Below are 20,231 nucleotides of genomic sequence, written 5' to 3'. Positions count from 1 at the left end.
CGATGTCATCGCCCACCAATGCCGTAACACAGGTCGAATAAACGAAGATTGCTTCTGGTTTGTACTGTTCCATGACAAAATCGATCGAATCGGCAAGCCGTTTGTCACCGCCGAAGATGACGTCATTGGTGGTAATTCCCGTCGTAAATCCCATTTGTGTATGATCGCGTCCATTGTATGACGTTTTTGTCTCACGTGTCTCCCACGATGCACCGAGACAGGTTTGCGGCCCGTGAACCAAATGGACGGCATCCGCATACGGGAAAAGAGAAATCTGTGCACCGTCAAACGCACATCCTCCTGTCGCGAGACCCGGTTTTGGCTTATCACACCCTTCCCCTGGCTTTTTGTCTTTACTGTGAGAGCAAGCGCTCTCGTTCATAAGTTCTTTGATTTTTGCGCGACTGACCATCGGAGACTCCTTTGGAATAGATTATCCGAAAGTATGCATAAGGTGTGCGAGATTAAGATTTTTTAATAGCGGTTACCAGAAAAATAGGATAATTCTGAGTCTCTTTCTCTACGGTATAAGCGTGGTGAAAACGGACATGTTCAAAACCGGCTTTCTCAATCGTTCGGCGCAAAGCGTCACGCTCAAATCCGAAATGAAACACGCCCTCATTTCCGTGAGAATGAAAACTTCCGTCTTCCGCTTCGAGATCGGCAATGGCAACAAAGCCGTCACGTTTTAGATGGAGGTGAAAGGCTTCGAATAACGCCGCCGTATCTTCGACATGATGCATCGCCATGGAACTGACGATTCCGTTAAATTTTTTCTCCAAAGGAATTTCGCAAATATCATGACATAGAGCTTCGACGCGCAATGCGTCCGAATTTTTGTTGTCAAGCTGTTCCAACATTTTTTCGGAAAGATCGACACCCACAACCTCTTTGACCATCTGTGCGATTTTAAAACTCAGCAATCCCGTCCCTGCACCGAAGTCCATAATTTCCATCGTACTTAATAGCGAAATCCGATTTGAAATAGTTTGAAAAACGGCATGTGCTATATTTTGGCGCAAGTCTCCCTTGTCCCAATGCTCGGCAGCATTGTTAAAACGTTCGCTCATCCTTCACCCTTTTATTATGTCAGTAATCACAGCTCATATCCGAAGCTTTGAATCCTTCGGATATCTGCCGATGTTCGAGAAAGAATCGGTCAACAACCTCTCTAAAATGGACAGGATCATCGATACGGTTCACTTCGTCACGCATTGCCGAAGCCCCTTCATACCCTTTCGAATAGGTATGGACATGTTTACGAAACATCACCACTCCCCGTTGTCCGTAAAAATGGATCATGCTATCGAGATGTTCCATGATAATAGCATGTTTGATCAACGGATCGACACTGTTGCTCCCTGTTTTAAGCTGATGAAAAATCCATGGAGCGCCTACGGCACCCCTTCCGATCATAACGCCGTCAGCTTTGGTGTGGTTCAACACCCATTGCGCTTTCTCAAACGAATCGATATCGCCGTTGGCAATGACGGGAATCGAAATCGCCTCTTTGATCTCTCCGATTGCATCGTAATCGACGGGAGCTTTGAATTTGCCTGCACGGGTACGCCCGTGGACAGCCAGGAAATCGGCTCCGCACGATTCGACCAGTTTGGCAATCTCGATATGATTTTTACTCTCAAACCCCAAGCGAATCTTGACACTGAGCGTCGACTTGTTCGAGGTCTTTTTAATCGTTTCGATGATACGTGCCATACGGGGCAAATCGTTGAGCAACGCGCTGCCTGAACCGTGACATACAATTTTCGGAACCGGACAGCCGCAATTGAGATCGATAATATCGATGTCATCTACACCGTTGAGCACTTCGACCGCACGGCGGACTATCTCATCTTCGGCACCCGCAATCTGTACCGAGTAGGGATTTTCATTCGGACTTCGTTCAAGCATTTTGAGCGTTTTGGCCGATCCGTAAGCGAGTGCATTGGAACTGAGCATTTCGCTGACCGTCAAATCGGCACCGAACTTTTTGACGACATTTCGAAACGGCAAGTCGGTATAACCGGCTAAGGGGGCTAGAGCATAAACGGGTAAAGAAAAATCTAATTTGGGAGTCATTGTGTACCTGTAAGACGATTATTCTCGCCCTTTAGGGCGAAGCTTCAGTGCCATAGCGGCATGCGTAGCTATAGGGATTTTACTCCAATAGCGTTCAAAAAATATTAGCTGCGGCGTAAAAAAATAGCGATATCGTAATGTTTATTGGAACGTTTAAGATCTCGATACGCTTTAAAAATTTGAAATTCATCGGATGCCGTATTGTTCAATATTTCATTGGCCGTATCGTTCATTTGCAAATCGTATAGAGTGAAAAGATACCCTTCCATAGCCTCATCACATTTTTCACTCAAGAGTTCGAACAAACGAATTCGTTGTTCGGGAACCATATGTTTTGAAAGATGTATCGACATTGCAATATAATCATCCGCATTCAGCTTCAACGATTCCACCAATGCGACGATCTCTTCATTGCCCATTTGAATCCCGTTGATATCATTGTTGATGCGCTGGATAAAATCAAAAAGTGATGTTGTCGAAAAGAGATGCTTAAATTTCATTATCGAACCGACCGAAGCCGTTTTAACATATGATTCGAATGCTTTTGCACAGACGATTTCGCCGTAGCTGTCCGGACGTGACAATACGCCGTCCGCATCGATTTCTCCTCGTTCCAAACGGTTCAGATTGTTTTGAATCGCAATCGATGTCGTGGAAGGGAGATGAAACTTTTTAATATCGACTTTTTTATTCGCTTTAACGTCGCGCATGAGTTCCAATGCTTCGTCGATTTTTTCGTTTCCGATAGAACGGAGCGTTTCATACGGGAGAATCAATGCGTTATCGACCAATTTGCCCATGAGTTTATACGCATCGCTTTTATAGACATAGTTTCGATCATGTATACCCAAAAGAGAGTCACGCAGAGCGTCCATCATTTTTTCGTGATCTTTATTTAAACGTCGAAGTTTAAAATTGCCGACAAGCGCATAGACTCCCATGTGAAGTACACTGGCCAGATACATGATGATAAGCGGTACAACTACCCAAAAAGCGACCGGAAGATTCGGAAAATGCATCCCTAACAATTCGAATGAAATCGATTCGTTATCGATACTGTACACTGCCGCACCGACAAGTACCATCAAGATCAACGACGCGATGGTATAACGTTTTAGTTGCATTTTCTCTCCTCTTTAGTGTTTATTTTTTTCGACAATCGGACGACATACAATACAGTATTTCGCATGTGGTTTAACTTTTAAACGTTGAAACCCGATTTCATCCTCGCACATTTCACAAACACCGTACTGCTTATTCTTGATTTTGAACAATGCCGCTTCAATCTCTTGAAGTTCCTGTACCTGCTGAGCGCCGATCGCATTTTCTACCATGTTGTCATTGCTGACGGACGCATGATCACCTTCATCGTTGAGCTCGAGCTCGCGTAACTGCTTCATTTCACTTTCGACGCCTGTGATATTTTTAATAATCTGCGCCTTACGTGTTAGCAGTATTTCTTCAAAATACTGCAACTCATGATCTCTCATCAATGCTCCTCATTTGTGATACGGATGGTTTGCCAACAATGAATAGGCACGGTAAATCTGCTCTAGTAGTACCGCTTTTGCAATTTTGTGACTCATAGTCATATCCGAAAGACTAATCGCCGCATCACATTGGTCTACAAAGCTCTTTTCAAAGCCGTATGCACCGCCTATGAAAAATTGCAATGAAATTTTATCACTTATAAGCTTACTAAATGCAAAACTATCCATCTTTTTCCCGTCAGGATGCAACGCAATTGAATAGTTTTTACCCAACATCGGTGATAAAAGTCTTGAATATGCAATTTGAGATGCTTCGGAACTGATTTGATGCGCTTTAGCCACCTCTTTAGGAAAAAGCTCGATATCTTCAAGTTTAGCAAATCGGGAGATCATTTTAATCTGCTCTTGATAAAGAGGATCGTAAAGGGAACGCTCTTTTTTAGCTATTGATATGATTGAAATATTCACAATAATCCTGATCCGATAACCCAATAGGTGACATGTCTGAATTGATCATCCAATTTTACCCCGCCGATTGCTGCAACCGGATGTCGCGAAAAGGCAGCTATAGCATCTAGTTTTTCACCAAGAACCTTTGCATCCGATTTTGTCGCGGTAGAGCGGTACGCTCCCAAACCGATATAGTTGATATCCAAGGCATTGGCAATTTCAATCTCTTTTTGGCTGTGGGTGGAAAGGCCGATGATTTTATCGTCTCCGATTGCCATTTTTAAAATTTTGACCGCACGGACCGGATCGAGGTCAATCGCGGTTAAATCTTCTTGACCGATGTGAACTCCATCGCAAAAAGAGGCCAATTCATACTGATCGTTAACGATCAGATAACCGTCCCAAAGTCGACGAAGCGCTATTAGATCAGCTTTTATCGCCGCAACATCCCCTTTTTTATTGCGATATTGCAACACTTCCGCACCAAATTTCTTGGCACGCTGAACAAACTCTTCATATCCGACACCGTGTTTGGCAAGAGTGTCCGTATCACAAAGGGCGTAGAGGCGCATTAAGGGAGAAGTAGTTTGAGCATATCGCTCAGGGTCTCTTTAAGTTCATTACGGCTTACGATCATATCGATTGAGCCTTTTTCGAGAAGGAATTCAGCTCGTTGAAATCCTTCAGGCAGATCGCTTCCGATCGTTTGTTTGATAACCCGCTGACCGGCGAAACCGACTAAAGCGCCGGGCTCGGCAATAATAATATCACCCAATGTTGCAAACGATGCACTTACCCCTCCCATCGTCGGATCGGTAAGCAAAGAGATATAAGGGAGTTTTGCCTCGGCAAGTTTTGCCAACGCCGCCGAGGTTTTAGACATTTGCATGAGAGAAAAGGTACTCTCCTGCATCCGTGCTCCTCCGCTTGCACTGACAATAATCAGTCCCATCCGTTTTTCGATAGCACGGTTAACGGCACGTACGATTTTTTCCCCTTCGACAGAGCCCAATGATCCGCCCATGAAGTTAAAATCAAAAACGACCAATTGCGCCGGAATGCTGTTAATCGTACACTCACCGCTTACGACTGAAGAGTAAGTCCCGTTTTTGGCGTACCCCTCTTCAACCCGTGCGGCATAACTTTTTTTATCGACAAAATTAATCGGATCGGTCGGTCGTAAATTGCCGTCAAACTCTACGAAACTTCCCTCGTCCGCGATCAGGGCCAAACGTTCTTTTACCCCGATACGAAGGTGAAAACCGCATTTCGGGCATACATGGTTTTGTTTCTCGATCTCTTTATAATACATCAATGATTGGCATGAGGGGCATTTTACCCAGTGAGACGGCGCTTCACTCTTAGTGGGCTGTTTCTTTTTTTCGGAGTCACCGAATAGATTAAATAGACTCAAAAATACTCCTTTTCTACAATCGAACGTATCTGTTCAAATACCTCTTTATCCGCGCTGATCAGGATATATCGTTCATCCTGAATAAAATGCAAATGTTGACTCAAATAGAGTCCGGCTTGGATATCGTATGGCCGCATTGTACCCAAAAATAGCATATATTTTACATAAGGGGCATACGCTAACGAGAGTGCCAGCGCTCCGGGAGAACGGAATTTGAGCTTATTTTCCATCAATATTTTAATCAATGCGGGATGTTCCGCCGCTTTTTCGAATAACCCTATTTTTGCAAACGGATTCACTAACACAGGCAGTTTGACGTATAGGGTTTTGAGAGTACATTTATAATATTCGTCCGGCGTGCGGACGAATACATCGCCATTGACCAGATTGCATACAATAGCATCGGTAGCCGTCCCATTCTGGAGACGACAGAGGGAAACACCGTAATACGGAAAAGCGGAAATAAAATTATCGCTTCCGTCAATCGGGTCTAAAACGATAGTGATAGAAGATTTTTCACCCATCCATCCGCTCTCTTCGGAAAAAACGGATCCAAACGGTGAAAGGTGACGATGACAGATCGATTCGGCTTGTAAATCAACGCCGCGGCTGATATCTCCGCCGAATCCTGAAGTATGTGCAGTAAATAAAGAGACGTCGTTGTGGAGTACAAGAGTTTGTATCTCCTGACATGCGGCCATTGCCGCGTCAATAAAAGGTTTCATTACCCCAATAACGATTTTACAATCGAACGGGCAGCTTCACGTCCGTCATATGCTGCCGTGACAACCAAATCGGCTCCGCGGTAGCAATCGCCGCCTGCATAGATTCCCGGAGTACTTGTTTCGTGCTTGTCGTTGAGGACGATTCCACCCCAGCTATTGACCGAAATTCCGTTTTCAGCCAAAAATGGAGGCACCACCGGATCAAATCCAAGCGCCATAATAATAACGTCGGCATTGACGTTAAAATCGCCGCCTTTGACCTCTTCCATTTTTTGACGGCCAGACTCGTCTTTCGCGCCGAGAACGGTTTTAGCCATATGAATTCCGACCGCTTTTCCGCCGTCTCCGAGGATAACTTCTTTCGGAGAAGCGTGGAAAACAAACTCGACCCCTTCTTCGATCGCATTTTTGTACTCTTTGACCGAGCCAGGCATATTATGTGCGTCACGACGATACAGACACGTAACGTTTTTAGCCCCTTCACGACGCGCGGTACGGACACAGTCCATAGCCGTATCACCGCCCCCGATCACAACGACTTCAAGATCTTTAAAATCAAATTTTTTATCGTATGCCAAACCGAAATTTTTGCGTTGGATAGCCGTTAAATACTCCATCGAAGTATAAACGTTGGAAGCATTTTCTCCGGCGATTTTTGCAGCTTTGGCTTTTGTCGAACCGATACCGATAAATACGGCGTCATGTTTGCTTGCTATGGCGTCAAATTCTATATCTTTGCCCACTTCGCAGTTCAATACAAGTTCCAATCCCGCTTCGACCAACAAAGAGACGCGGCGCTCGACGATTTTTTTGTCAAGTTTAAAGTTCGGAATACCGTACGTCAACAATCCACCGGCACGATCACTGCGTTCGTACATTGTCACCGCAATGCCCGAACGGAGCAAATAGGTTGCTGCCGATAATCCTGCCGGGCCCGATCCGATGATCGCAACTTTCTTGTCGGTTGTGATTCCCGGAAAATACGGTTTCAATCCTTGGCGGAATCCCTCTTCGTTGATAAACGTTTCTACCGAACCGATCGTAATCGCTCCGTGCCCGTCATTTAACGTACAATCCCCTTCACATAAACGATCGTGCGGGCAAACGCGTCCCATCACTTCCGGAAACGGCGAAGGTTCATTTGAAAGGTTAAACGCGAATTTCAAATCTTTTTCCGCAACTGCTTTGAGCCATTGAGGAATGTAGTTGTGCAACGGGCATTTATTAAGACAAAACGGATCGCCGCATTGGATACAACGGTCACTCTGCGATGTCGCATCACTTGCACCCATCGGCTCATAAATCTCGCTAAAATCTTTTAAACGTTGTAAAACAAGACGTTTCGAGGGGTCGATACGTTCAATCGTTAAAAATTCTCTCATAGTAATTAGTCCCCTTTATCCGGATTAAGTGGCAGTTTGGTTAAATTTTTCGGGCGGACAAGCCAGAAATTACGGATTTCGACACGGAAGTTGTCTAATAGGATCTGTGCCTTTTCACTTTCGGTCTCCGCCACATAGTCTTTTAAAAGACGTTTGAGATAGTGTCTCGCTTCGTCTCCGTCATCGGTATCGATGCGCAGTGCATCGACCAATTCACGGTTCACGTTTTCGACAAAACTGTGATCTTCATCGTACACGAATGCAAATCCGCCTGTCATACCCGCACCAAAGTTAATACCCGTTTTACCGAGAATGACGACGACACCGCCCGTCATATATTCGCACGCATTATCTCCCGTCCCTTCGACAACGGCCATCGCTCCGGAATTACGAACGGCAAAACGCTCTCCAACCGAACCTGCGATGTAAAGCTTACCGCCTGTTGCGCCGTACAAACAGGTATTACCGCCTGCGCTGAACGCCTCTCCCTGATTTTGGGAGCGGATAACGATTTTACCGCCATGCATCCCTTTTCCGATGTAATCGTTGGCTACCCCTTCAAGACGGATAGAGACACCATTGATCAAAAAGGCGCCGAGAGCTTGTCCGGCAATCCCTTTGAGGTTGATTTTAATCGTATTGGCTTTCAGACCGGAATCGCCGTAGTATTGAGCGATTTCACCGCTGATACGCGCCCCGAAACTACGATTGAGATTACAGATGTCACGAACGATTTTAATCGGACGTTCCGGATTTTTGATCGCATCCATCGCTTCGGCCAGAACCTCTTTTTCAAATTCGTTGGCATCGAACGGTTCATTGCTCGGCGATTGGCAGGTATCAAATCCCTCTTCACGATGCAATACCGAACTAAAATCGAATTTTTTCGCGAATTCGGTATCGACTACACGAAGCAAATCGCTGCGTCCGATCATCTCTTCCATCGTTTTATATCCGAGTTGTGCCATTATTTTACGAACATCTTCAGCCAAATAGGTGAAGTAGTTGATCAATTGCTCAACCGTACCGTTGAAGTATTCGCTGCGCAGTTTTTCATTTTGCGTCGCAATCCCCACCGAACATTTATTGACATGACAGATACGGAGCATTTTACAACCGATGATCGTCAACGCACCCGTACCGAACGCGTAGCTCTCCGCACCTAACAATGCCGCTTTCACGATATCCTGACCCGTTTTGAGTCCACCGTCGGTTTGTACGTGTACCAATCCGCGGAGATTGTTGACTTTCAAGGCATTGTGTGCTTCGGAAAGTCCGAGTTCCCACGGATTCCCCGCGAATTTGATCGAGGTGAGTGGAGCCGCACCCGTTCCGCCGTCACCGCCGGAGATGATAATCTTATCCGCATATGCTTTCGCGACACCCGCCGCAATCGTTCCGACACCTGCGGAAGAGACGAGTTTAACCGCTACTCTAGCATTCGGATTGACCTGTTTCATGTCGAAAATGAGCTGTGCCAAATCCTCGATCGAATAGATATCGTGGTGAGGAGGAGGCGAAATCAACGTGACTCCCGGCATCGTATAGCGAAGACGTGCAATAAGGCCGCTGACTTTATGCCCCGGCAGCTGTCCGCCCTCACCCGGTTTTGCCCCTTGAGCCACTTTGATCTGAATCTCTTCGGCCGAACGGAGATACGCCGGAGTAACTCCGAAACGTCCTGATGCGACCTGTTTGATTTTCGAATTTTTGAGCGTTCCGAAACGGGCAGCATCTTCGCCCCCTTCACCCGAGTTGCTTTGCGCACCGATAGTGTTCATCGCTACTGCCAAACACTCATGGGCCTCCGGAGAGATCGATCCGAGCGACATTGCTGCTGACGCAAACCGTTTGAAAATTGCCTCTTTCGGTTCGACTTCAGAGATGTCGATGCTTGCCCTATCCGATTTGAACTCAAAAAAGTCACGGATGAATTTTTGTCCGCGGCCGTTGACCAACGCGCTGAGTTTATCGAAATCTTCACGTTTACCGGTTTTTGACACACGGTGAATCGCATGGATCACATCCGGGTTGAAATCGTGATGTTCCTGACCGTTGTAAAATTTGTAGAAACCTCCGATTTTCAATGGGAAAATACGGTTAAAGCCCCCTTTTTCAAAAGCGGCTTTATGGTTTCTTTCCAAACGGGCATCAATATCTTCATAAACGAGCCCCGGAATCATGACGTGAGACTCCCCGAAACATTCGTGAACGATCTCTTTACTGAGTCCAATGACGTCAAAAAGTCCCGAGTTACGGTACGATGCGATCGTAGCAATCCCCATTTTCGACATAATTTTAAGGAGTCCCGCATTCAAAGCATGGTGCACCGATTTGAAAGCTTCCGAGCAATTGATCTCGTTTACGCTGTTTTCTGCACGTGATGCCACTGTTTCGAACAAAAGGCTCGGATAGACCGCACTTGCTCCATAAGCGATCAATGTCGCCGCACCGTGGGAGTCGATCACCTCGCTTGTACAGGCAACGATCGATGCCAAATGACGAATTTTTGCATCCAAAAGGGCACGGCTGATCCGTCCGACCGCCATTGCCATCGGAATCGCTTTGTGTTCCTGATCGAATCCCTGATCGTCAAGAATGACAATACGGACACCCTCTTCGCGTACCGCTTTGATAACTTGTTCGACCAATGCTTCCAGTGCCGGTTTCAAAGGACCTTTAAATGCGGTCGAGAATACCTCATTGCAGTAGAACGGTTGGTATCTCGGCGATTTTTTATCTCCGAACGATTTAAGAACATCGAGTTTTTCCCGGAAAACGATCGGTGAAATCGCTTTCAATCGGTTTGCATGAGACGGAATTTCGTTTAAGATGTTATGGGTTTCACCGAATCCGGTGTTAAGGCTCATAACCACTTTTTCGCGAATCGGGTCGATCGGCGGGTTTGTTACCTGTGCGAACCGTTGTTTGAAATAGTCGCTAAAATGGCGTTGAACACTACTGAATGCTGCCAACGGGGTATCATCCCCCATCGATCCGACAGCTTCTTTTCCGTCACGCATCATCGGTTCAATCACTTGTTCGACCACTTCTTGGGTAATATTGAAATAACGTTGACGTTCGATCAGGTTTTCAGGATTGAATTCGCAGCGCGTAGCGTATTGTTCATCAACATGCTCTTGAAGATAGACCATATGGTCGTTGAGCCATTTCATATACGGATTTGACGATTTTAGATATTGGTTAATATCTTCATCTTTCAGCACTTTTCCAAATTTCAAATCCAATCCGATCATCTGACCCGATTGCAATCGTCCGCGTTCTTTGATTTGATCTTCGTGAATATCGATAACTCCGTATTCGCTTGCGATAAGAAGCGTATCGTCTTTGGTAATAATGTATTTAGAAGGACGCAGTCCGTTACGATCCAATACGCATCCGATGTAACGACCGTCCGTCAATGAAAACGCCGCAGGGCCGTCCCATGCTTCGAATACGGTAGAGTGATACTCATAAAATGCGCGGAGCTGCGGATCCATATGCGGTGCATTTTGCCACGGCGCAGGAATGACGGCACGTGCCGCCTTGAAGAAATCCATACCGTTGACGATCAAAAACTCAAAAAAGTTATCGGCGCTCGCACTGTCCGATCCGCCCGGTTGAAGAATCGGAAGAAGACGTGCGATCTCTTCATCGGTAAACACTTCACTTTTGATCGATTCGGATTTCACTGCGACATTGAAACGGTTCGCTTCGACCGAGTTGATTTCACCGTTGTGAGCTACAGCACGAAACGGCTGTGCCAAACGCCATTTAGGCAAGGTATTGGTTGAAAAGCGTTGGTGGAAAAGGGCGAACGAGATTTTAAAATTTTCGTTTTGCAAATCGATATAAAACTCTTTAATATGAGTGGGCATAATAAGCCCTTTATACGAAACAACCCGCGCACTCATCGATGCGATATAAAAATCCTGATCGTGCACAAGCGCATGTTCAACCTCTTTTCGGGTTAAATAGAGCAATGCATCAAAACGTTGACTCGCCATCAACGAGTTCGGGGTAATAAAAACATGGTAAATTTCCGGCAATGTGGCAAGAGCCTGTTCCCCTAAAGCATTCGTATCGACCGGGATACGGCGATTCAATACGACTTTGAGATCGTTATCGCTACAAATTTTTTCAAAACGCTCCAAATGGGCGGCATCACGGGTAAATAGAACGGCTACCGCATACATTTCAGGCAGTTCAACCCCTGCTTCGGATGCAGCTGCACGCATAAATTCATGAGGCAAAGACAAGAGCAATCCGCTTCCGTCCCCCGTTTTACCGTCTGCGGCTACCGCCCCGCGGTGCATCATGCGTTCAAGCGCAGTAATCGCATTTTCCAAATTTTGATGCGATGGACGGTTTTTAATATTTGCTATCAAACCAAATCCGCAGTTATCTTTAAATGATCGTAATAGGTCTTGGTATTCCACTCTAATCGTCACCTTTCACCAATAAATTTCGGCAAATTGTTATTTTTTAATCTCTTTTTAAACATAAGTAGTTTAAAGAGGGATGAAATTTTCTTATTTTAACAACTGTAAGGTTAAAAAGGGTTAAAATGATAGGCCTGATTGGATAATTTAGGAATCAAACGTGTAGAGTAGAACTAAAAATGCAGGGATTCATCATCAAACTCACTCGTGCACGTGAAGAAGATATGATCGTCACAATCATAGCCGAGGAAAACTTACATACCCTTTATCGCTTCTATGGGGCACGTCACAGTCCGATCAATCTAGGGTTTAAAATCGATTTCGAAGCGGAATATTCGATCAAAAGCTCAATCGGGCGATTACGGGATGTGATCCATCTCGGATTCCCGTGGATCGGACAATATGAACGGATTCGGCTATGGCAGCAATTTATCGCTTTATTCCATCCCCATCTCAAAGACTCCGAATCGATCGGAGATTTTTATTTTACCCTTTTGGAGGACGCGGCACAGCGATGGAAAGATCAAAATCCAAAACGCGTCGCCATCGAGACCTACGTTCGGCTTCTGGATTACGAGGGGCGTTTGCATAAAGAGCTCACTTGTTTTTTCTGCGACCTTCCTATTGAAGAGGATATTTCGCTTATTCGGGCTTTTTTACCGGCACATCAGCATTGTTCACACACGCTCTCAATCAATTCTAAAGGTCTTGAATGGCTCTATACTCATGCGTCTACCCTGTTTTTAGACGATAACGAGGTTGAGCGTCTCTGGTACGTACTCAATGAAGGTTTCTAGGTACGCTTATTGCTTACTTCTATAGAAAATATATCTATAGGATTTGTAATGCGCATCAATAAAGCCAGCGAAGCCATCTTGGCAAAATATTCTCCCCCTCCAAAACTTGAAATAGCCCCTTTTTTCAAATCAATCGCTCCAAAGAAAAGAAAACCGACATTGGAAGAGTTTTATCAGGAACTTTCCAAGCGAAGCAATCTGGTAGTCGAACAAGTTTATAATAATAAAAATGCGCAGGAAATCGAATCGATGATGGTACAAAATCGCAAATTGATCGAAGCCAAACGTTTCAATAAAAAGTAGCGCTTTTTGTATAAAGGAATAGCATGATTACACTCCAGCCTATCGCTAAAGCATCCGATCTTTTCCTCACTCTGCCCCCTTCTATGGCAAATCGCCACGGACTCATAACCGGAGCGACAGGAACCGGAAAAACAGTTACTCTGCAAAAATTGATCGAGAGCTTCTCTTCTATCGGCGTGCCGTGTGTCGTCTCCGATATCAAAGGAGATCTTAGCGGTATCGCCGAGATCGGCGGAGGCAATACAAGGGTTTCGCAGAGACTGGCGGAGATGGGGCTGGATGAGAAGTATACCCCCTATCCCGTCACTTTCTGGGACGTATGGGGTGAAAACGGTCATCCTATCAGAGCGACTATCAGCGATATGGGGCCATTGCTGTTATCCCGTCTGCTTGGTCTGAACGAGACACAAAGCGGAGTACTGACTCTTGCGTTTAAAGTAGCCGACGATGAAGGTTTAGCCCTGCTCGATCTCAAAGACCTTCGAGCCATGATTCAAAATGTCGGCGAACGTTCCAAAGAACTTAGCCTCCGTTACGGCAATATCTCCAGTGCATCGGTCGGTGCGATTCAGCGTGCATTATTGACACTCGAAGCACAAGAGGGAGAAAAGCTCTTTGGCGAACCGATGCTCAATATCCACGATCTCATTCAAATCGTAGATGGCAAAGGGGTAGTCAATCTTCTCGATGCCACAAAACTGATGAATACTCCGAAACTCTACGCATCGCTGCTTCTATGGCTGCTATCGGAACTGTTCGAAACTCTCCCTGAATCAGGAGACAGCCAGATACCGAAACTGCTGTTCTTTTTTGACGAAGCACATCTTCTTTTCAACGATGCACCCGATATTCTGATCGAAAAAATTGAGCAAGTCGTCCGCTTGATCCGTTCAAAAGGAGTCGGCGTCTACTTTATTACCCAGCACCCGAACGATATTCCCGAAAAAGTCGCCGCACAGCTCGGGAATCGGATCGCTCATGCCTTGCGTGCCTTTACCCCTAAAGACCAGCAAGCCGTCCGTGCCGCAGCGGAAACGATGCGTGATAATGCCGATCTGGATGAAAAAAGTGCATTGATGGAGTTGGGAGTCGGAGAGGCGCTAGTCTCCTTTTTAGATATCAAAGGGACACCCGGTATTACCCAACGCGCTCTGATTATCCCGCCCTTTTCCCATATCGGACCGATCGATCAAAACTTGCGCCGAGAGCTTATGAAAAACTCTATCGTCGGAGATACGTATGACATAACCGTCGATTCGGAATCCGCATACGAAAAACTCACCCAAAGACTCCAAGAACAAGCCGCACTCAAAGAGCGTGAAGATATGGAAAAAGAAGCGGTAAAAGTGCAAAAAAGCACGGTACGCAGTAGAGAAAGTGCAGGCGAAGCACTGGCCAAATCGGCGGCACGAGCCATCGGTTCTCAACTCGGAAGAGCAATAATCCGGGGGATTTTAGGAAGTATTTTTAAAAAATAACCCTTAGCCGATCAAATCTCATAAAAATGGGGCTGATACGCCTGATCGAGTTCGGAAAGTTTCATTCCGAACAACTGACGCATTTTATCCTCGATATCGTTCCAAAAATACTCTAAGATCAGGCTTGAGCCTACATTCCCCTCTATTTTGTAAAAAGGCCCCTCCAATGCTTCTATAATCTCGATCACCTCTATTTCATGAGGCTGACGCGAAAGCTTATAGCCTCCCGAAGCGCCCCGAATACTGCTGACCAGATTACTGCGACGCAGAATCGAAAGAAGCTGTTCGAGGTAGCCGTGGGATATCTGGGTCATCGCCGATATTTCCCGTACCTGCATCGACCTCCCGCGCGGGGCATGGGAAAGAACATGCATGGCCGCAAGTCCGTAAATGGCTTTTGAGGAGAGTGCAGACATTATTCAAAAGCCTTCGGATAGAGTTTTTTAGCGATATAATAAATCTTGCACGCGACGCAGTATCCGAACAAAAGCTCCAAAGAAGCACAGACGAGGAAAATAGCGGCAATCAGATTTACAGCTACATTCAATCCTAAAATATCCGCAGCACCGAGTGCGATAACAAAACCGACACCGAAAAATGCAGCCAGGCGTTTGGCTCCCGCATCTTCCATTTTGGTAGGAAGCGATAGTCTCTTTTTAATCCATAAAGAAAAATTTTGAACGGGGCTGAATTGTTTATATCCATATAATCGGAGAATAAAATCGATTAACAAAAAAAACAAAACCGCCAAACTATGTGTAATAAGAAAAACAATGATACCGGCAATCACGGAAAAAGTATTGATCCGTGTCACGGTTGCATCGACTTGACGAAAAATAAGCGGACATTCTTGAGCCATTACAACTCCTTTTTTCCTGTCATGATAAAATAATCTTTTCTTATTGTCAAGTATCCATATAAAATTACTAAGGATTAACCTTTTCGTGCGGTTTGATTACGCTCGGGCATGTACCAGTTCCCGAATCTTTTTTTCAACATTGAGTAATGAGTCGAACGGTTTAAGCAGATAGTGATCTGCCCCTATTTTATGGCTTTAAAGTCGAATAGGCTGTCATCATAATAACGACGCATTCGGGGTCTTTCTCTTTTATCTCTTCGAGGACACTCAAACCGTCTTTTTGAGGCATCATAATATCGAGCAAAACCCCGTCATATTCTCCGGCACGAAAACGGCTGACTGCCGTTATCGGATTATCGATATAGGTTATTTTAAAATCTCCTGAGCGCGTTAATGCTTTTTCCAGCATCGTACCGATAGAAATCTCATCGTCTACAATCATTAACCGTATCATTTTAATTCTCCAAAAAGTTGTGTAATCGCTTTACCCATCAGATCTTCCGTTTTTTCATGGACGAGAACATCCAGTGCCGTAAACACATCCGCACTTGCGGTTTCAATCTCTTTGATTCGTTGTTCAATTTGGGTGCGCGAACATAGTTTCTTACCGTCGCCGCAATCGGCGATCAACGCATTGGCTTCCGTATGGACTGTACGGTGCGGCGCTTCCAGGCGGCTATACGATTTAAGCATTCCAAACTGCTCTTTTCCAACGCCACTGTCATACCACTTACCTAAGCGGCACGAATGGTGATCCACCGGATTAAAATCATTCTCCTGCCCGAATAAAAAGGCATAAACGTTATTTTTGTAGATGACATGATCGATTTTTGCCAAATTGCTAAAAATATAGTTACTGATATCCATGATTTCATAAACACTTCGCGAAGCGTTACGCTGGAATATCTCCATGCGGTCGCTCATTTGGGTTACTTCGTCTTTTGTAGTCGAAACGATACCGGAAAGTTCTTCCGTAGCCGTTTCGATCTCATTAGTGTCTTGCTGCATGGACTGAATTACGATCTCGATCTCTTTGGTCGCTTTTTGGGTTCTTTCCGCCAATTTCCGTACTTCATCCGCAACTACGGCAAATCCTCTACCGTGTTCTCCCGCACGTGCCGCTTCGATTGCGGCATTTAATGCTAGAAGGTTGGTTTGGTCGGCAATATCTTTGATCAGAGCGACTACGCTGGAAACTTCATGCGATCTGGAAACCAGATTACCTGTCGTCGTAATCGTCCCTTCCATCAACTCTGCAAGTTTATTCATATCTTCATCGACATGATGAGCAATTTTGAGCCCTTCGTCCGAACCTTCCGCGGTCTCTTTCGACTGCTGAACCATCTCTTTTAATTTTTCCAGAATATCGACAAAAACTTGTTGAGTTGCGCTCAGTGCCCCTTTGATACTTTTTTGGTGCATTTCAAGCAAGCCGTTGTCTTCTCCGCCGACGATAGACGACTTTGTTAGAATATAGCCTTTGAGCCCGTTACTTAAATTTTTACCGATTACGGAAGCTTCGCATTCTCCGACGACGATCTCTTTGGTATTTTTTCTCAATTCCGTCACTACGGCATCTTTGTTGGCAATATCCTGAGCTTTCGAATTAAAAAAAAGAGGGTCTCCGTTTTCATTCAGAACGACGATTGCTTCTTTGTCGCTCAATGCGGCTATCTCTTTGTATAATGCCAGTTCAGCCGCTAGAATATCCCGTTCGACGCGTAATAAATCCGCTTCTTCTTTGTATTTCGTCGCCTCTCGCGTAAAAAACATCTATTTTACCTCCTCATACGTTTTTAAAATCACTTCAAATACGGCACCTTGATCTTTATTGACGACACGAATCGATCCGCCGTGCTTGTCAATGATCGCTTTTGCTACATTTAAACCGATACCCATACTTTGTTTTTTCTCACCGCTGATTGCAAAATCAAATATTCCGGGCAATACACTTTGGGGTATTCCTCCGGCGTTATCAAGAATTTTAACAACTATTTCCTTCTCATCACATTGTATAGAAATATCCAATTGACGGTTTTCATACGGTATTGTACCTTTTTCGAACTCATCCATTGCATTATTTAAAATAATAATCCATACTTGTTCCAAACGATTGGATATCCCCATAGTCATGCAACTGGTAGAGTTGTATTCCGTCGTTTGTAAAAACAGTTCGTCATTGATCCGTATCGGGACGATATGCTTGGCACGATTCATGATAATCCGCAATGCATAAATCAATGTCATATGAACGCTGCACGCTTTCATGACCTCTTTGCCGGTACCTGCGAATTCATACATCGAATTAACGATCGATTCGATCCGTTTGACCCCTTCATCAATCGATTCGAACAATGCGTCGGCATCGGCTACTTTACCTTCACAATCCCATTTCAATAATTCGAGATTACCCTTGATATACGTAATCGGCGTATTGATCTCATGTGTAATGGCTGCTGCGAGGCGACCCACACTCATGAGCTTGGCATCGCTCAATTTTTCTTCTTTGAGTCGTTCGAAATTGGTGATATCGACAAAATAAAGGATATGGTATTCCTCATTACGGATCATCGGATTAGGCATAGACGTCGTATGAATACTGTAATAGCGTTTTTCCTGATTTCGATCCGTCGATACGATACGCCCCTGAATTTTTTCATCGCGGTAAAGTTCGCAAATCGCCTGTAGTGCGTCTTTTTGTGTATGTTCTCCTTGTAAAACAGGAGTCGTCTCTTCTTTCGATTCCGTCATCCAGACCAAAACATCTTTCGCCGAAAAAAAATCCTGACTCTCCTCATAACCGTTTTGCAACAAAAATTTTCTATTGACTAAAACCGCTTCATAACGGTGATCAAAAAGAACCGCCAAAGAGGTATCATGGTCGATTAGCTGTTCCATACTCGCCAAAATAGCACGATTGACTTCAGAAACGTCCTGAGCAATACAAACGATTTCACCGATCTCTCCGCGTCCGTCACGTATGGAATAAAGAGTTGCATCGACGGTAATCGAATCTCCGTTCGAACTTAGCAGTTCAATCGTTCCGCGATAGATTTCGCCCGCTTTTAATTTTTCCCGTACCAGCGAACGCAAAAAAAGCCAGAAACGGCGTTCGACAAAACGCATCCAATGCGAACCGATCATCTCATCCGAATGGTAATGGAGTAATTCCAAAAGCAAGTTATTGACTTCAATAATCGTACCGTCGTATTCCATCCGGATAAGGAGCGAGGTTTTTGAAATCGCCCCGAACATCAGATTGATCTGCCGGAAAGCTTTTTGAGCCTGCTTCGCTTCCAAGGAGTGCTGGAGAAGCCGCTCGGCGACTTTTTTGACCGCACTGGGTAAAAGCGGCTTGAGAAGATATTTGTCGACCCCTACGTCAATCGCTTTCAAAAATAGGTCGCTGCCGTGCGCACTTGAGATCACTACCGTTTTTATCGCCGGATTATGCTCTTTACTTTTGCTGATTGCTTCAAAAACATCCGCTTTCATATGCATAGGATGCAAAATAAGCAGATCGATCTCTTCAAATATTTCCGGGAGTCGATCGAGAACGTCCAAATCGGCATCGATATTTTGTAAAACTTCTATAAAAGGGTCTTGACGGGAAAGACTTTCGTTTGCAATAACCCAATCGGTTACATAAACAATTTTTAGTGTATCGGGCATGTTCAACTTTATTTTTCTATAATAGTATCATTATTATTTCATCTCACTATAATTTTCTTCCGATAAAATACTCAAAAATTAATCACAAATGGGCTTATATGAAAAAAATTTTACTTATTTTATTGGCATGCGGAATTCTGAGTGCGGAAGATTTGTACGAAGCCGATGTAAGTGCGGCCGAAGCACACGAAATGCAGAAAAAAGGGGAAGCTATCATCGTCGATGTCCGAACGACGCTCGAATATATTTATACGGGCCACGGTGAAGGATTCATCAATATTCCCGCTTATGAGTGGACCTATGTTCCCAAATCAATCGAAGAGCGGGTCAAAAGTTCCGAATACGAACTTAAGACCGATAAACCCAAAGGACATATCGAAGTGCAAAAACTGTATGATGCCAAAGAGGTATTCAACAAAAACTTCGTCAGTGACGTAATGAAAGCGATGAAACTTCGAAATACGGATGCCGTCATTTTAGTTTGCCGAAGCGGTCCTCGTTCTAAAGCGGCTGCAAACCTTCTGGCAAAAGAAGGGATCAAAGCCTATAATCTCGAAGACGGATTTATGTTCGGATGGAAAGAGTCTAAAATGCCGTGGGACGGTTATTAATAACGGCTCTCTTTCCTACCCTGGATTAGCAAAATACGCAATTTTTTTAAATATCCATTTTCCCGACGGCACAGGAGACGAAGCTTTTAGCTGTAGTCGTTAGGGTTTGTACCGTACTAAGTTCATCCGTTGTTAACGGATATCCCAGACTTCTGAGTTTTAATTTTAGTTTTTCGATCTGATCTTCCTCAACATCTAAAGTAATTTTTCGAGGTTCACACTCTAAATCGACGCTCACTTCGCCAAACTCATCTGCCAAACTTTTAATGAGTGTATTGGCACATCCTCCGCATTTTACATTCAGTACTTCAAACATTTGTTTCATCATAAATCCTTTTTAAATAGGCTGTCTCAATGTAACATATTCCGGTAAGCGGAGAGTTAATCGAATATTTCTGCAATCAACGGCTTCGTTTATCGCATTCCCATCCGCTGAACATTCGAGAGTGAAATCAGATGTGCCGTAATAAGCTGAAAAGCGTTATGATCGCACATCTCCTGTTTTTTCTTTTTACTGAGATGCTGAAGC

General features: G+C 44.7%; 21 protein-coding genes. 4 read left to right on the top strand and 17 right to left on the bottom strand.

Features of this window, described 5'->3' with window-relative positions; translation table 11 throughout:
* The 11 genes from Q0389_RS09385 to gltB form a co-directional block, all read right to left on the bottom strand.
* On the bottom strand, positions 1–412 hold a 412-nt coding region (locus Q0389_RS09385), incomplete at its 3' end, for a nitrogenase component 1 (protein ID WP_298693717.1).
* Positions 413–464: 52 nt separating this feature from the next.
* The gene (locus Q0389_RS09380; RefSeq protein ID WP_298693715.1) at positions 465–1,070 is read right to left on the bottom strand and encodes a class I SAM-dependent methyltransferase; all 606 of its coding nucleotides are present in this window, start codon (positions 1,068–1,070) and stop codon (positions 465–467) included.
* A 19-nt stretch (positions 1,071–1,089) separates the two neighbouring features.
* Positions 1,090–2,079, bottom strand: coding sequence for a tRNA dihydrouridine synthase DusB (dusB, locus tag Q0389_RS09375; protein ID WP_298693714.1), 990 nt, complete (start codon positions 2,077–2,079; stop codon positions 1,090–1,092).
* 104 nt (positions 2,080–2,183) lie between these two features.
* Complete coding sequence (locus tag Q0389_RS09370; protein ID WP_298693713.1) at positions 2,184–3,203, bottom strand: hypothetical protein; 1,020 nt, start codon at positions 3,201–3,203, stop codon at positions 2,184–2,186.
* Between the two features lie 12 nt (positions 3,204–3,215).
* A complete protein-coding gene (gene dksA, locus Q0389_RS09365) occupies positions 3,216–3,569 on the bottom strand; it encodes an RNA polymerase-binding protein DksA (RefSeq protein WP_298693712.1) in 354 nt (117 codons plus the stop codon).
* 9 nt (positions 3,570–3,578) lie between these two features.
* The gene (locus Q0389_RS09360) at positions 3,579–4,037 is read right to left on the bottom strand and encodes a 23S rRNA (pseudouridine(1915)-N(3))-methyltransferase RlmH (RefSeq protein WP_298693711.1); all 459 of its coding nucleotides are present in this window, start codon (positions 4,035–4,037) and stop codon (positions 3,579–3,581) included.
* Positions 4,034–4,591 (bottom strand): thiamine phosphate synthase, encoded by a 558-nt coding sequence (locus tag Q0389_RS09355; protein ID WP_298693710.1) that lies wholly within the window; start codon positions 4,589–4,591, stop codon positions 4,034–4,036. Before Q0389_RS09355 ends, Q0389_RS09360 begins: the two co-directional genes overlap by 4 nt.
* Entirely contained in the window at positions 4,591–5,433 is an 843-nt protein-coding gene (accD, locus tag Q0389_RS09350; protein ID WP_298693709.1) for an acetyl-CoA carboxylase, carboxyltransferase subunit beta, read from the bottom strand. Before accD ends, Q0389_RS09355 begins: the two co-directional genes overlap by 1 nt.
* On the bottom strand, positions 5,430–6,158 hold the full coding sequence (locus tag Q0389_RS09345) for an inositol monophosphatase family protein (RefSeq protein ID WP_298693708.1): 729 nt from the start codon (positions 6,156–6,158) through the stop codon (positions 5,430–5,432). The genes accD and Q0389_RS09345 overlap by 4 nt, the downstream gene beginning before the upstream one ends.
* Positions 6,158–7,540, bottom strand: a complete 1,383-nt coding sequence (locus Q0389_RS09340; RefSeq protein ID WP_298693707.1) for a glutamate synthase subunit beta — start codon at positions 7,538–7,540, stop codon at positions 6,158–6,160. Before Q0389_RS09340 ends, Q0389_RS09345 begins: the two co-directional genes overlap by 1 nt.
* Before the next feature lie 5 nt (positions 7,541–7,545).
* Positions 7,546–11,979 (bottom strand): glutamate synthase large subunit, encoded by a 4,434-nt coding sequence (gltB, locus tag Q0389_RS09335; protein WP_298693706.1) that lies wholly within the window; start codon positions 11,977–11,979, stop codon positions 7,546–7,548.
* A 182-nt stretch (positions 11,980–12,161) separates the two neighbouring features.
* Here gltB and recO point away from each other — a divergent pair, with 182 nt between their 5' ends.
* From recO to Q0389_RS09320, 3 genes are read left to right on the top strand one after another with little or no spacing between them, the layout of a single operon-like run.
* Positions 12,162–12,779, top strand: coding sequence for a recombination protein RecO (gene recO, locus Q0389_RS09330; protein WP_298693705.1), 618 nt, complete (start codon positions 12,162–12,164; stop codon positions 12,777–12,779).
* Positions 12,780–12,827: 48 nt separating this feature from the next.
* On the top strand, positions 12,828–13,082 hold the full coding sequence (locus Q0389_RS09325; protein WP_298693704.1) for a hypothetical protein: 255 nt from the start codon (positions 12,828–12,830) through the stop codon (positions 13,080–13,082).
* 23 nt (positions 13,083–13,105) lie between these two features.
* Complete coding sequence (locus Q0389_RS09320; RefSeq protein WP_298693703.1) at positions 13,106–14,560, top strand: helicase HerA-like domain-containing protein; 1,455 nt, start codon at positions 13,106–13,108, stop codon at positions 14,558–14,560.
* An 11-nt stretch (positions 14,561–14,571) separates the two neighbouring features.
* Here the strand turns inward: Q0389_RS09320 and Q0389_RS09315 are convergent, their stop codons facing one another.
* The 5 genes from Q0389_RS09315 to Q0389_RS09295 form a co-directional block, all read right to left on the bottom strand.
* Positions 14,572–14,976 (bottom strand): Rrf2 family transcriptional regulator, encoded by a 405-nt coding sequence (locus Q0389_RS09315; protein ID WP_298693702.1) that lies wholly within the window; start codon positions 14,974–14,976, stop codon positions 14,572–14,574.
* Complete coding sequence (locus tag Q0389_RS09310; protein ID WP_298693701.1) at positions 14,976–15,419, bottom strand: DUF4395 domain-containing protein; 444 nt, start codon at positions 15,417–15,419, stop codon at positions 14,976–14,978. The genes Q0389_RS09315 and Q0389_RS09310 overlap by 1 nt, the downstream gene beginning before the upstream one ends.
* Positions 15,420–15,606: 187 nt before the next feature.
* Positions 15,607–15,873, bottom strand: a complete 267-nt coding sequence (locus tag Q0389_RS09305; RefSeq protein ID WP_298693700.1) for a response regulator — start codon at positions 15,871–15,873, stop codon at positions 15,607–15,609.
* Positions 15,870–17,192, bottom strand: coding sequence for a methyl-accepting chemotaxis protein (locus Q0389_RS09300; protein WP_298693699.1), 1,323 nt, complete (start codon positions 17,190–17,192; stop codon positions 15,870–15,872). The genes Q0389_RS09305 and Q0389_RS09300 overlap by 4 nt, the downstream gene beginning before the upstream one ends.
* Complete coding sequence (locus Q0389_RS09295) at positions 17,193–19,091, bottom strand: ATP-binding protein (protein WP_298693698.1); 1,899 nt, start codon at positions 19,089–19,091, stop codon at positions 17,193–17,195.
* 98 nt (positions 19,092–19,189) lie between these two features.
* Between Q0389_RS09295 and Q0389_RS09290 the strand changes: the two genes are divergently transcribed.
* A complete protein-coding gene (locus Q0389_RS09290; RefSeq protein ID WP_298693697.1) occupies positions 19,190–19,702 on the top strand; it encodes a rhodanese-like domain-containing protein in 513 nt (170 codons plus the stop codon).
* A gap of 46 nt (positions 19,703–19,748) precedes the next feature.
* Here Q0389_RS09290 and Q0389_RS09285 read toward each other — a convergent pair whose 3' ends face one another.
* On the bottom strand, positions 19,749–20,027 hold the full coding sequence (locus Q0389_RS09285; protein ID WP_298693696.1) for a heavy metal transporter: 279 nt from the start codon (positions 20,025–20,027) through the stop codon (positions 19,749–19,751).
* Positions 20,028–20,231 lie beyond the last annotated feature (204 nt).

This window comes from uncultured Sulfuricurvum sp. (genome assembly GCF_937936435.1).
GTDB lineage: Bacteria > Campylobacterota > Campylobacteria > Campylobacterales > Sulfurimonadaceae > Sulfuricurvum.
This window is presented reverse-complemented; position numbering and strand designations above follow the sequence as displayed.

What these genes read in the sequence shown, in the direction of transcription:
- Q0389_RS09310 (WP_298693701.1), bottom strand. Translation starts at nt 15,419, where the DNA reads ATGGCTCAAGAATGTCCGCTTATTTTTCGTCAAGTCGATGCAACCGTG.
- Q0389_RS09315 (WP_298693702.1), bottom strand. Translation starts at nt 14,976, where the DNA reads ATGTCTGCACTCTCCTCAAAAGCCATTTACGGACTTGCGGCCATGCAT.
- Q0389_RS09340 (WP_298693707.1), bottom strand. Translation starts at nt 7,540, where the DNA reads ATGAGAGAATTTTTAACGATTGAACGTATCGACCCCTCGAAACGTCTT.
- Q0389_RS09345 (WP_298693708.1), bottom strand. Translation starts at nt 6,158, where the DNA reads ATGAAACCTTTTATTGACGCGGCAATGGCCGCATGTCAGGAGATACAA.
- dksA (WP_298693712.1), bottom strand. Translation starts at nt 3,569, where the DNA reads ATGAGAGATCATGAGTTGCAGTATTTTGAAGAAATACTGCTAACACGT.
- Q0389_RS09300 (WP_298693699.1), bottom strand. Translation starts at nt 17,192, where the DNA reads ATGTTTTTTACGCGAGAGGCGACGAAATACAAAGAAGAAGCGGATTTA.
- Q0389_RS09320 (WP_298693703.1), top strand. Translation starts at nt 13,106, where the DNA reads ATGATTACACTCCAGCCTATCGCTAAAGCATCCGATCTTTTCCTCACT.
- Q0389_RS09325 (WP_298693704.1), top strand. Translation starts at nt 12,828, where the DNA reads ATGCGCATCAATAAAGCCAGCGAAGCCATCTTGGCAAAATATTCTCCC.
- Q0389_RS09295 (WP_298693698.1), bottom strand. Translation starts at nt 19,091, where the DNA reads ATGCCCGATACACTAAAAATTGTTTATGTAACCGATTGGGTTATTGCA.
- Q0389_RS09370 (WP_298693713.1), bottom strand. Translation starts at nt 3,203, where the DNA reads ATGCAACTAAAACGTTATACCATCGCGTCGTTGATCTTGATGGTACTT.
- Q0389_RS09290 (WP_298693697.1), top strand. Translation starts at nt 19,190, where the DNA reads ATGAAAAAAATTTTACTTATTTTATTGGCATGCGGAATTCTGAGTGCG.
- Q0389_RS09305 (WP_298693700.1), bottom strand. Translation starts at nt 15,873, where the DNA reads ATGATACGGTTAATGATTGTAGACGATGAGATTTCTATCGGTACGATG.
- Q0389_RS09355 (WP_298693710.1), bottom strand. Translation starts at nt 4,591, where the DNA reads ATGCGCCTCTACGCCCTTTGTGATACGGACACTCTTGCCAAACACGGT.
- Q0389_RS09380 (WP_298693715.1), bottom strand. Translation starts at nt 1,070, where the DNA reads ATGAGCGAACGTTTTAACAATGCTGCCGAGCATTGGGACAAGGGAGAC.
- dusB (WP_298693714.1), bottom strand. Translation starts at nt 2,079, where the DNA reads ATGACTCCCAAATTAGATTTTTCTTTACCCGTTTATGCTCTAGCCCCC.
- recO (WP_298693705.1), top strand. Translation starts at nt 12,162, where the DNA reads ATGCAGGGATTCATCATCAAACTCACTCGTGCACGTGAAGAAGATATG.
- Q0389_RS09285 (WP_298693696.1), bottom strand. Translation starts at nt 20,027, where the DNA reads ATGAAACAAATGTTTGAAGTACTGAATGTAAAATGCGGAGGATGTGCC.